The organism is Flavobacterium sp. Root186, assembly GCF_001428525.1.
GTDB lineage: Bacteria > Bacteroidota > Bacteroidia > Flavobacteriales > Flavobacteriaceae > Flavobacterium.
Map to the genome: position 1 here is coordinate 99,477 of NZ_LMHW01000016.1, position 12,718 is coordinate 112,194.

General features: G+C 33.8%; 10 protein-coding genes. 8 read left to right on the top strand and 2 right to left on the bottom strand.

Annotated elements, in window-relative coordinates:
- Positions 1–359: 359 nt before the first annotated feature.
- On the bottom strand, positions 360–3,551 hold the full coding sequence (locus tag ASD98_RS21105; RefSeq protein WP_056208453.1) for a leucine--tRNA ligase: 3,192 nt from the start codon (positions 3,549–3,551) through the stop codon (positions 360–362).
- A gap of 328 nt (positions 3,552–3,879) precedes the next feature.
- Between ASD98_RS21105 and ASD98_RS21110 the strand changes: the two genes are divergently transcribed.
- From ASD98_RS21110 to truB, 6 genes are all read left to right on the top strand, one after another.
- Positions 3,880–4,227, top strand: a complete 348-nt coding sequence (locus ASD98_RS21110) for a winged helix-turn-helix domain-containing protein (RefSeq protein ID WP_056208455.1) — start codon at positions 3,880–3,882, stop codon at positions 4,225–4,227.
- Between the two features lie 214 nt (positions 4,228–4,441).
- Positions 4,442–7,003, top strand: coding sequence for a TonB-dependent receptor (locus ASD98_RS21115; protein WP_056208460.1), 2,562 nt, complete (start codon positions 4,442–4,444; stop codon positions 7,001–7,003).
- Positions 7,004–7,266: 263 nt separating this feature from the next.
- Positions 7,267–8,142, top strand: coding sequence for an ABC transporter permease (locus tag ASD98_RS21120; protein WP_056208462.1), 876 nt, complete (start codon positions 7,267–7,269; stop codon positions 8,140–8,142).
- A gap of 86 nt (positions 8,143–8,228) precedes the next feature.
- On the top strand, positions 8,229–8,486 hold the full coding sequence (locus tag ASD98_RS21125) for a DUF3098 domain-containing protein (protein WP_056208464.1): 258 nt from the start codon (positions 8,229–8,231) through the stop codon (positions 8,484–8,486).
- Between the two features lie 97 nt (positions 8,487–8,583).
- On the top strand, positions 8,584–9,381 hold the full coding sequence (locus ASD98_RS21130; RefSeq protein ID WP_056208468.1) for an undecaprenyl-diphosphate phosphatase: 798 nt from the start codon (positions 8,584–8,586) through the stop codon (positions 9,379–9,381).
- Positions 9,381–10,073 (top strand): tRNA pseudouridine(55) synthase TruB, encoded by a 693-nt coding sequence (gene truB / locus ASD98_RS21135; RefSeq protein WP_056208471.1) that lies wholly within the window; start codon positions 9,381–9,383, stop codon positions 10,071–10,073. Before ASD98_RS21130 ends, truB begins: the two co-directional genes overlap by 1 nt.
- Before the next feature lie 367 nt (positions 10,074–10,440).
- Here the strand turns inward: truB and ASD98_RS21140 are convergent, their stop codons facing one another.
- Positions 10,441–11,058 (bottom strand): thioredoxin family protein, encoded by a 618-nt coding sequence (locus ASD98_RS21140; RefSeq protein ID WP_056208474.1) that lies wholly within the window; start codon positions 11,056–11,058, stop codon positions 10,441–10,443.
- A 190-nt stretch (positions 11,059–11,248) separates the two neighbouring features.
- Here ASD98_RS21140 and pyrH point away from each other — a divergent pair, with 190 nt between their 5' ends.
- Both pyrH and frr read left to right on the top strand, forming a co-directional pair.
- Positions 11,249–11,956, top strand: coding sequence for a UMP kinase (gene pyrH, locus ASD98_RS21145; RefSeq protein WP_053472459.1), 708 nt, complete (start codon positions 11,249–11,251; stop codon positions 11,954–11,956).
- Positions 11,957–12,109: 153 nt separating this feature from the next.
- Positions 12,110–12,673, top strand: a complete 564-nt coding sequence (gene frr, locus ASD98_RS21150) for a ribosome recycling factor (protein ID WP_056208476.1) — start codon at positions 12,110–12,112, stop codon at positions 12,671–12,673.
- Positions 12,674–12,718 lie beyond the last annotated feature (45 nt).

Consider the following 12,718-nt stretch of genomic DNA (forward strand, 5'->3'; position numbering starts at 1 on the left):
TTTACAAAACAAACTGCAAATTATGAACCATTTTAACAAAATGTCATTTTGGCATTTTTTCAGACATTTTTGTCTTATGTCAGGTGTGTTTTTTAACGCAAAGTTCACGGAGGTTTTTTCGCAAAGGACGCTAGGTTATTTTGCTTGCAAAAGTGAAAGGCCGCAAAGCTTTTTCACATTTTTGTCATTGCAAGGAACGAAGCAGCCTCACTATAATAAAACACAAAGTTTGATCCGGCAAATGAGATTACTTCGTTCCTCGCAAAGACTTAACGTGGCACAAAAAATCAGGCACAAAAAAAATCCCAAACTCCAATCGTAAAATTGGAATTTGGAATTTTTATATTGGAATTTTAAAATTAATCTACAAGATTAATAACTCTTCCAGGAACAATTATCACTTTATTTGGAGTTCTTCCGTCTAATTGTTTTAACGTTCTTTCATCTTTCATAACGATTTCTTCGATTTGCGCTGCGGTTAAATCCAAAGGCAATTCGATTGTGAAACGCATTTTTCCGTTGAAAGAAACTGGGTATTCTTTATTCGTTTCAATTAAATGTTTCTCATCAAAAGCTGGGAAAGCAACTTCTGAAATTGAAGTTGTATGCCCTAACTGCGACCATAATTCTTCTGCTATATGCGGCGCATATGGCGAAACCAAAATTGCTAATGGTTCTAAAATCGCTCTTGAATGACAATTTTGAGAAGACAATTCATTTACACAAATCATAAATTGAGAAACCGAAGTATTGAAAGAGAAATTCTCGATATCTTCTGCTACTTTTTTGATGGTTTTATGCAATGACTTCAAGTTGTCTTTTGTTGGTTCGTCGTTGTTTACGATTAAACCATTATTCTCATCAATATACAAACGCCACAATTTTTTCAAGAAACCAAAAACTCCCGAAATTCCAGCGGTATTCCAAGGTTTTGCCTGCTCTAACGGACCTAAAAACATTTCGTACAAACGTAATGTATCAGCACCGTATTCTGCACAAATATCATCCGGCGTTACAACATTGTATTTTGATTTCGACATTTTTTCGACTTCTCGGCCTACAATGTATTTTCCGTTATCATCTAAAATGAATTCTGCGTCTGCATAATCCTCTCTCCAAGCTTTGAATTTTTCAACGTCTAATTCGTCAGAAGAATTTACAATGGAAACATCTACATGTAATTTAGCAAATGATTGATCATAAATTCTAATCGTAGAAGTTTCAATAGAAGCTTTATCAAATAATAAATCTGACAATTCTTTTAATATTTCGCTTTCTTCATCAAAAACAATAACTTTATTTCCTCTACTCAAATCAATTCTAAATTCCGAACTAACATTCTCTGGATTTTTAATAAAATCCAAATATTCCTTTGAGTTATAAAATCTATCTCTATGCTTAATGAATTCTTTATAATATTTTGATGTGACAAATAATGATTTTCCATAAATACCTTCTCCAACGGTATCATTCCCAAAATTATCTCTTCCTCCCGAAACACTTGTAACATTTAATCTATAAACAAAAGCACTTGTTCCCAAAATCATTCCCTGATTGATCAGTTTTTTGAATGGTTCTTCGGTTGGAGCAAAACCTTTGTCTTTTAAGAATTTATTCCAGAAACGAGAATACAATAAATGTCCGGTTGCATGCTCGCTTCCTCCAATGTATAAATCAACACTTTCCCAGTAAGCCAAAGCTTCTTTACTTGCAAATTCATTTTCGTTATGTGCATCCATATAACGCATCCAATACCAAGAACTTCCCGCCCAACCTGGCATTGTATTCAATTCAAGAGGAAAAATCGAAACATTGTCAACTAAATCTGTATTGACAACTTTATTTTGTTTTGTATCCCAAGCCCAAACTGCTGCGTTTCCTAACGGAGGCAGACCATCTTCGGTTGGTAAATATTTTTCTACTTCAGGTAAAATAATTGGCAAATGTTGTGCATCAATCATTTTAGGCAATCCGTTTACATAATAAACCGGAAACGGTTCACCCCAATAACGCTGACGAGAGAAAACAGCATCACGCAAACGGTAATTTGTTTTTCCTGTTCCTTGTCCAATTTCTTCTAGTTTATAAATCGCTTTTCCGGTTGCATCTTTATAATTTAATCCGTTTAAGAAATCAGAATTTGCGATTTCAACATTATCTTTTGAGCCATAAGCGGCTTCAGAAATATCAACATTAGCAAAGATATTCTTGATTTCCTGCATTCCGTTTTGACCTTTAAAGAAATTAGCAAAAGCATAATCTCTTTCGTCTCCGCAAGGAACCGCCATTACAGCACCAGTTCCGTAACCAGCTAAAACATAATCACCAATCCAAACCGGAATTGGTTCTTTTGTAAAAGGATGTTCTGCGTAAGCTCCTGTAAATACACCCGAAATGGTTTTTACATCGGCCATACGCTCACGTTCAGAACGTTTTGCTGTTTTTTCGATATATGCTTCAACCGCAGCTTTTTGTTCCGGAGTTGTAATTTTAGCAACCAAATCGTGTTCTGGCGCCAAAGTCATAAAAGTAACTCCGAAAATAGTATCAGGTCTTGTTGTAAAAACTTCGATAAAGTCTAAAGCCGAATGTCCAAAGTCTGAAAGTGCAGCTTCACTTTCGACTTTCGACTTTTGACTTTTGACTTGGAACTTCACCAAAGCACCAACCGATTTTCCGATCCAGTTTCTTTGAGATTCTTTTATAGATTCACTCCAGTCAATATCATTTAAACCTTGAAGCAAGCGTTCGGCATAAGCAGAAATTCGCATACTCCATTGTGTCATTTTTTTTCTTATAACAGGAAAGCCTCCACGTTCAGAAACACCGTTGACAATTTCGTCATTTGCCAAAACAGTTCCTAAACCAGGACACCAGTTTACTTCCGTTTCTGCCAAATACGTCATTCTGTATTGCAAAAGGATTTTTTCTTTTTGATCTTCAGAATAAGCATTCCATTCGTCAGCAGTAAAAATCGCAACGTTATCATCGCAAACTGCTTCAACCAATGCATTTCCGCTTTCTTCAAAAACTTTTACAAGTTCTGAAATTTCAAATGCCTGTCCTTGTTTTCTGCAATACCAAGAGTTGAACAATTGGATAAAAATCCATTGTGTATGTTTGTAATAGTCAGGATTTGAAGTTCGTACTTCACGGCTCCAGTCAAATGAAAATCCTATTTTATCTAATTGTTTTCTGTATCCAGCAATCTGCTTTCCTTCTTTATCTACACCACCATCAATATTTACACGTGTTGTATCTTCCGGACGCTGTCCTGTCTGAATTGCATATTGTTCTGCCGGCAATCCAAAACTGTCGTAACCCATTGGGTGCAAAACATTGAAGCCCTGGTGTCTTTTGAAACGAGAATAAACATCTGAAGCGATGTAGCCCAGAGGATGCCCAACGTGTAATCCAGCACCTGATGGATAAGGAAACATATCGAGAACATAATGTTTAGGTTTTTCAGAGTTATTTTTTGCTGCAAAAGTTTGATTTTCTGCCCAATATTTTTGCCATTTGGCGTCAATTTCGTTTGGATTGTATTTCATTTCTAAGGTTCAAAGTTGCAAAGTGACAAGGTTCAAAGATTTTATCACTTTAATGAATTAAGCCACAAATTTACATTTATTGTCGTTTGTACCAAAGCTATTTCGCTGACAAACAAATAAAATAACAGAATACTTATTTTTAATTACGTAAAAATACTTATGTTTGCGTTTTAATACTTAGAAAAACAACATTTTTGCCAAAAGAATTGTTAGTAATAAAGTTCCGTAGGAATGAGCGATATTGTAGAGCTGGACTTCAGTCCAGTATAATCAAAGAATAATATTACAGCATAATACCTATTTTTGTAATAGCATTAAAAAAATTAAAATGGCTGACAGCAAAAAATACAAAGTTGAAGTTCGGGTTTGGATTGAAGAAACTGAAGGCGCCTTTCTCGGTATTGGTAAAATTTGGCTTTTAGAAAATATTCGAAAAACAGGTTCGATTACGAATGCTGCGAAAGAGATGAAAATGGCGTATCGCCAAGCCTGGCAATTGGTTGAAGAAATGAACCAGCGTGCGGAAAGTCCGCTTGTTGAAAAATTACTGGGCGGAAAAGGCGGCGGCGGCGCACGATTGACAGAAGCCGGGGAAAGAGCGATAACTACTTTTTATGAACTCGAAAAACGTATTAAAGATTTTGCTCAAAAAGAAACTCAAAACCTAAAATTTTAACTAAAGAATCAATTCGCAGAGTTTATATTTTTAATCTCGCAAAGATGCTAAGTCGCAAAGAGAATAATATTAAAACTTAAAAAAGAAAAAAAACTTTGCGCCTTTGCATCTTTGCGAGATAATAAAACCCAGAGCAGATAAAGCATTTAAACCAAAACCATTTTTTTTAATCATCAGTATTCATTTTAAAACATACTGAAATAAAGCTAAAAACATGAACCAAAAACTATATCTTTTTTTTCTAATTATAAGTTTGAAAAGTTTTTCTCAAACTGAAAATTCTCAAGCAAAACAAGACAGTATTAAAAAAGAAGAATTGAACGAAGTTGTTATTACAGCATCCCGACGTTCAGAGAATTTATTGCGTTCGCCAATAAGCATCGAGCAGTTAAAATCGGCAGAAGCTAAAAATATGGGATCGGCAAGTATTTATGAAGCGCTGGAAAATGTAAAAGGCGTTCAGATTATTACACCAAGTTTAGGTTTTAAAGTTATAAATACCAGAGGTTTTGCCAATTCGACCAATGTTAGATTTGCACAATTAGTAGACGGAATTGACAATCAGGCACCGCATCTGGGTGCTCCAATTGCAAATGCGCTGGGTGCAAATGATCTTGATATTGATAAAATCGAAATTATTCCCGGAACGGCAGCCGCTTTATATGGAATGAACGCCATTAATGGTTTGGCCAATATTCAGACTAAAAACCCTTTTGAATATCAAGGAATAAGCGTACAGCAATTAACAGGTATAAATCATGTTGGAAATATTGACCGGTTTTCACCAAAAGTTTATTCGCAGTTTAATTTAAGATTAGCGAAAGCATTCAATTCTAAATTGGCTTTTAAAATAAATGTTTCGTCAACCGGTGGAACTGACTGGGTTGCAGATGACAGAACGGATTTGGCTCCAAATGCAAATGCGTCAACCAATTTATTTGGCACCGATAATCCGGCTTACGATGAAGTAAATGGTTACGGAAATGAATCGGCAAACCGAAAAACATTAAACCTAAATGGTAAAAATTATGTTGTTGCCAGAACAGGTTATCGCGAAACTGACATTTCTGATTATGATATTAAAAACTATAAAGCTGATGTTGGTTTTTATTTTCGCCCAAAACAAGGAAATGAACTTTCTGTTACGTATAAAACAGCTTTAATCAATACGATTTATCAGCGTTCAAACCGTTTTAGGCTTGACAATTATACTTTAAATCAGTTTGCGGTAGATTATCATACTCCCATTTTTCAGGTAAAAGCATATGCTACAACCGAAAACACCGGAAACTCATACAACATGCGTTCTTTAGCCGAGAACATGGATCGCGCTTACAAATCTGATGATAAATGGTTTGCAGATTACAGCACCGCTTATAAAAATGCAGTTACAAATGGCGCAGCAATTGCCGATGCACACAAAATTGCCAGAACGCAATCTGATCAGGGTCGATTTGAACCCGGAACTGAAGCTTACGAAAACAAGAAAAATGAATTAATTGATATTAATAACTGGGATATTGGTGCGGCTTTGCGTGTAAAATCGACTTTGGTTCATGCTGAAGGTTTATTTAACTGGGACGAAGCTTTTGATGAATTCTTCGGAAAAATCGACGCCAAACTTTTAAGCGGTTTCGATTACAGAAATTACATTATCGTTCCAGACGGAAATTATTTCATTAATCCTGTACACGCTGATGAAAACTTAACCTATCAAAAAACAGGAGGTTTTACACAATTAACAAAAGATTTATTTCATTCAAAACTACGTTTAGGTGCTACAATACGAATTGACAAAGCTGATTATTTTGATGCTAAATTTACGCCACAGTTTACAGCGGTTTATTCTCCAAAAGAAGCCCTTAATTTTAGAGCATCATATCAAAATGGATATCGATTTCCGAGTATTTTTGAAGGGTTTTCTAACGTGAATTCAGGCGGTGTAAAACGTGTTGGCGGTTTACGAATTATGTCTGACGGAATTTTTGAAAATTCATATACCAAAGCTTCAATAGATAAATTTCAGTCTCAGGTAAACAGTGATGTGAATACAAACGGATTAACTCAGGCGCAGGCGATTGAAAAGAATAAAAATACCATTCAAAAAAATCCTTATACATATTTACAGCCTGAATTTGTAAAGTCGTTTGAATTTGGTTTTAGGGGAATTACACTAAACAAAAACCTTTACATTGATGCTGATTTTTATTATAACTCGTATAAAAATTTCATCGCTCAGGTCGAAGCCAGTATTCCAAATACCACAGATCCAAATCAAATTCCGACTGCATTGTATTCTAAAAATACTCAAAACCGTTACCGATTGTGGACTAATTCTAAAAGTAAGATTTATAATTATGGCGGAAGTCTGGGTTTAAAATATAGATTTGACGAAACTTTTACAGCTTTAACCAATCTTACTTACACTAAACTCGACCGAACTGATGATAAAGATGGCTTAGAAGATGGTTTTAACACTCCGGAATTTAATGTTAACGGAACTTTTCTTGCTCAAAATATCTGGAAAAATCTTAGCGCAAGTGCGACAGCCCGTTATCAAAACAATTTTGATTATGTTTCTTTTTTAGTCAGCGGAACTGTTCCGGCTTATTGGTCAATGGATGCACAAATCAATTATAATTTCAAAAAAACAGGCCTCACTACAAAATTAGGCGGAACGAATATTTTAAACAAACCTTATACTTCAATCCTTGGCGGGCCGTCAATTGGCGGATTGTATTATTTGTCATTAGTTTGGGAAACTAACAAAATTTAAATATTTAAACGCAAAGCTTTATGAACTTTGAGCATTTTTTTGCTACAGATTAAAGGATTTACACCAATTTTTAAAATCATTTTAATACTTTAATCCGTCACATTTCTCTTTTAACTTTGCGAACCTTGCGTAAAACTTGCGAACTTTGCGGTTAAATTCCCTTTACTATTCAATATCAAATCGTACATTTATAGTATAAAAGTTTGTTATTAACTTTAAATAAAGAAATTCTTTATTATTTTTACCACATAATTTAAGTATCTATGAGTTCTAATTTTGATAAATTTCAAAAACGCAGGTTAATTTCCTCTTATTTTTCGGTTGTATTAAGTGTCTTCTTGGTTTTATTCCTTTTAGGAGTACTGGGATTATTCATTATCAATTCTAAAAAACTGGCAGATGATTTTAAAGAAAAAATCGCTATGACGGTTTTCTTTAAAAACGAAGCGAATGACAGCATTATCAAAGCATTTGATTCAGAATTAAAACGAGCTCCTTTTGCACTTTCTTATGTTTATGTAACCAAAGAAAAAGCAGCAAAAGAACATACTGACATTATTGGAGAAGATTTCCTGACATTTTTGGGCGAAAACCCGTTATTGAATTCATACGACATTCACTTAAAAGCGGATTATGTTGAAAGAGACAGTATCTCTAAAATCGAAAGCAAATTACGTCAAAATACTATGATCGAAGACATTGTTTACGACAAACAATTAGTAAATCTTGTAAACGACAATATTAAAAAAGTAAGTATGTGGATTTTGATTATCAGCGGTTTCCTTACTGTAATTGCTGTTTTATTAATTAATAGTTCGCTGCGTTTATCAATTCATTCTAACCGTTTTATCATTAAAACCATGCAGATGGTGGGTGCTACAAAATCGTTTATTCGTAAGCCTTTTGTAACACGCAGTGTAAAATTAGGAATGCTTGGTGCTCTATTGGCAATTATCGGTTTAATTGGACTTTTATTCTATGTAGAAACTAATTTTCCTGGCTTAGGAATTTTAGAAGATAAAGCTTTAATTGGATTGGTTTTATTGGCCGTTTTCGGATTAGGCGTTTTAATTACATGGGTAAGCACACACTTTGCAACACAACGTTTCCTGAATTTAAGAACTGACGATCTTTATTAATTTTAGATTTTAGACCTTAGATTTTAGATTAAAAATAAACTCGTAAAAACAGAGGATAAGATTGCTTTGTTCCTCGCAATGACAAAATGAAAAATATTAGTAATAAAGAAGAACAACATCCTCAAAAACAAGAATTCCTTTTTGACGGTATCAATTATAAAATTTTATTAGTTGGTATTGGTGTCATTGCCTTAGGATTTATTTTAATGTCCGGAGGAGGAAGCGATAATCCAAATGTTTTTAATGAAGATGTTTTCAGTTTTAGACGTATTCGTTTAGCTCCAACTACTGTTTTAATTGGTTTTGGAATCACGATTTATTCTATTTTCAAAAAATCTAAATAGACTTTCTTAGACAACTTAGACAACTTAGATTTTTAGATTATCTCTTCCAAAAATCTAAGTTGTCTAAGAAGTCTAATAATCTAACAATCTAAATTAAATGAATACATTACAAGCTATCGTTCTTGCCATTATTGAAGGGATTACAGAATTTTTACCTGTTTCTTCAACCGGGCACATGATTATTGCCTCTTCTTTTTTTGGAATCGCACATGAAGATTTCACTAAACTTTTCACGATTGTTATTCAGCTTGGTGCCATACTTTCGGTTGTCGTTTTATACTTTAAACGTTTTTTTCAAACACTTGATTTTTACTTTAAACTTTTAGTTGCTTTTATTCCAGCCGTAGTTTTAGGATTATTGCTGAGCGACTTTATTGATGGTTTATTAGAAAATCCGATTACAGTTGCGGTTTCTCTTTTAATTGGAGGATTAATTTTATTGAAAGTTGACGAGTGGTTTAACAACCCGAATACTACCGAAACTTCACAAGAAATCACATATTTACAAGCGGTTAAAATTGGATTATTTCAATGTATCGCCATGATTCCGGGAGTTTCCCGAAGCGGCGCAAGTATTGTGGGCGGAATGTCTCAAAAATTATCAAGAACAACGGCTGCCGAATTTTCCTTTTTTCTTGCAGTACCAACTATGCTTGGCGCAACAGTAAAAAAATGCTACGATTATTATAAAGCCGGATTTGAATTATCTCACGATCAAGTCAATATATTAATTATTGGAAACATAGTTGCTTTTATTGTGGCACTTTTGGCAATTAAAACCTTTATTGGATTTTTGACGAAAAACGGTTTTAAAGTTTTTGGTTATTACCGAATTCTTGCCGGAATCATCTTATTGTTAATCCACTTTTTTATTCACCCGCTTACCATAATATAATGACACCCGAAGAATATTTAAACGGACAGGTTTTATTGATAGACAAACCTTTAAAATGGAGTTCGTTTCAAGCGGTCAATAAATTAAAATACCTTTTAATTAATAAAGTCGGGCTTCCAAAAAAATTTAAAATTGGTCATGCTGGAACTTTAGATCCGCTGGCAACAGGTTTATTATTAATCTGTACCGGAAAATTTACCAAAAGAATTTCTGAGCTTCAGGGTCAGGCAAAAGAATATACAGGAACATTTTACATTGGGGCTACTACTCCATCGTATGATTTAGAAACCGAAATCGACCAGACTTTTCCAACGGAACATATCGACGAAGCTTTAATTCACGAAACAGTGAAACAATTTTTAGGCGAAATCGATCAAAAACCACCTATTTTTTCGGCTATTAAAAAAGATGGGGTTCGTTTATACGAGCATGCGCGTGCCGGCGAATCAATCGAAATTGAAAGCAGAAAAACTACGATTCACGAATTTGAAATTACCCGAATTGCTTTGCCTGAAATTGATTTTAGAGTAGTTTGCAGTAAAGGAACTTATATTCGCTCTCTAGCTTATGATTTTGGAAAAGCAATAAATTCTGGTTCGCATTTAACTGTTTTACGCAGAACGAAGATTGGCGATTATGACGTAAAAAACGCAATTGATATTACGTTGTTTGAAGAAAGTCTTACTTTATAAACAAGAAGCACATTACATATAAAATATTGTAATGTGCCTACTTCTAAAATAATGTTACATCATTCTTGACTATTAAATCAATAGTGAGGAACATTTTTTCCTCCAAACAAGAATGTTGAAAAATAATCATAAAACCTTTCGAATAACTTTTTCATAATAGTGCTTTTTTAATCGTTAGTAGAAAATAGACACCAATAAAAAGAGTAAATCAAAAAATATATAATAGAAGTGGGATTGGTTATAGCAAGATACAAAATTTTCTAATAAAAAAAATATTTTCTTACATTTTTTAAAAACATTATAACATTTACTATCAACACTTTACCATCAAAGGATTTCAGACATTTATTACAAAAACTGTCAACAATTAAAGTCGGTTATATTTGATGTTTTCCATAATCTCAATTAACTCCTGCTGCACAGAAATTCCTTTATCTGCGAGATACCATAATTGCAAATCTGTTTTAATTTTTTCATCAATTGGCCCAACGTCTCTTTTATGATTAGCCATTAATTCGGCAGCGCCTTTTGGTCTTGGCCCCCAGTCTGTACGAACAATTCCGGCTTCTTTACAAATCACAATAACTTTTGGAATTGCTCTTCCGCCGTTTGTTAAATATTGATTCATCAATTCGTCGTTTTCATCACGAAGTACAATCCGAAGATCAATCCTTTTATCAGATGCATGTGCCATTTTATCTAAAATTGGCAGAATCTGAGCCGCATCACCGCACCAGCCTTCCGAAATTACAAGCCAGATATAATGATTATTAAGATGCTGTAGTTTTGAAATTGCATCTTCAGATATTTTGATTGTTTTTTCTAATCGATTCATTCTGGCTTCATTCAATTTGGAATAATTGGTCAAACTTTCAGACTGTTCACTTCCTGTTGATTTTCCTTCAGATAATAAATCAGTAACTAATTTTCGATATTCAGCATAAGAATGACTGTTGAATAATGCTTTGGCTACAGTACTTTTCATAGAGGTTTATTTTGCTTACTATAAAATTACGGATTTTAAAAAGAACCTCGAATGACTTTTGTCACATTCGAAAGAAAAAATCAAAAAAGACGTTATAAAATTAAATCTCAAGTACAATTAATTTTTTATAAACATTATTTTTAAAAATCAGAATATGTCTATATTTGCACAAATTAACGCAACACGAAATATGAAATATAAAAGAATTCTTCTAAAACTAAGCGGTGAGGCCTTAATGGGTGATTTACAATACGGAATTGACCCTAAAAGATTAGCCGAATATGCAGATGAAATTAAGCAGATTCACGCAAAGGGAGTAGAAATTGCAATCGTTATTGGAGGAGGAAATATTTTTAGAGGCGTTGCCGGTGCAAGCGCAGGAATGGACCGAGTACAAGGTGATTATATGGGAATGCTTGCTACTGTTATTAACGGAATGGCTTTGCAGGGCGCACTTGAAGACAAGGGAATGAAAACGCGTTTGCAGACTGCTTTAAAAATGGAATCTATTGCAGAACCTTATATCAAAAGAAGAGCAGATCGTCACTTAGAAAAAGGAAGAATTGTAATTTTTGGTGCCGGAACCGGAAACCCATATTTTACAACTGATACTGCAGCGGTTTTAAGAGGAATCGAAATCAATGCTGATGTGATCTTAAAAGGAACCCGTGTAGATGGTGTTTACGATTCTGATCCTGAAAAAAATGCTTCGGCTGTAAAATTTGATTTTATCTCATTTGATGATGTTCTTAAAAAAGGACTTAATGTAATGGATACAACAGCTTTTACTTTAAGCCAGGAAAATAAATTACCAATTGTTGTTTTTGATATGAATAAAATTGGAAACCTTTTGAAAATCTGCGAAGGAGAAAACATCGGAACTGTAGTAAATATTTAGACTGCTTAGATTATTAGAAGATTAGATTAATAACAATCTTTATAATTTTCAAAAGCAATTTCAAAAAATAAAACATCATCGTTAGCAAATTAGAAGAATACATTTTTAAGTCTAAAAATCTAACCTTCTAAAAATCTAAAAATCTAAAAAAAAATGACTGAAGAAATCGATTTTATATTAGAAAGTACTGAAGAATCTATGAACGGTTCTATTGCACACTTAGAGAAAGAATTTCTAAACATTCGTGCAGGGAAAGCTTCTCCGGCTATGCTTGGAGGTGTTTTTGTTGATTATTACGGTGCGGCGACTCCGCTTTCGCAAGTGTCAAAAATCAGTGTTCCTGATGCAAGAACAATTACTTTGCAGCCTTTCGAAAAAAACATGTTGCAAACCATAGAAAAAGCAATTTTAATCGCCAATATTGGTTTTAACCCAATGAATAACGGAGATGTTATTATCATCAGCGTTCCACCTTTAACAGAAGAGCGTCGTCGTGATTTGGCAAAACAGGCAAAATCCGAGGCTGAGGATGCAAAAATTGGTATTCGTAACGTTCGTAAAGATGCAAATACTGATATTAAAAAATTAGAAAAAGAAGGAACTTCAGAAGATATCTGTAAATCTGCAGAAGAAGAAGTTCAAAACCTAACAAACACTTTTATCAAAAAAATTGATGAATTACTGGCTGCAAAAGAAGCTGAAATCATGAAGGTTTAAGTATTTGATACTGAAATTAAAAAATCCGTCTGATAAAACTATCAG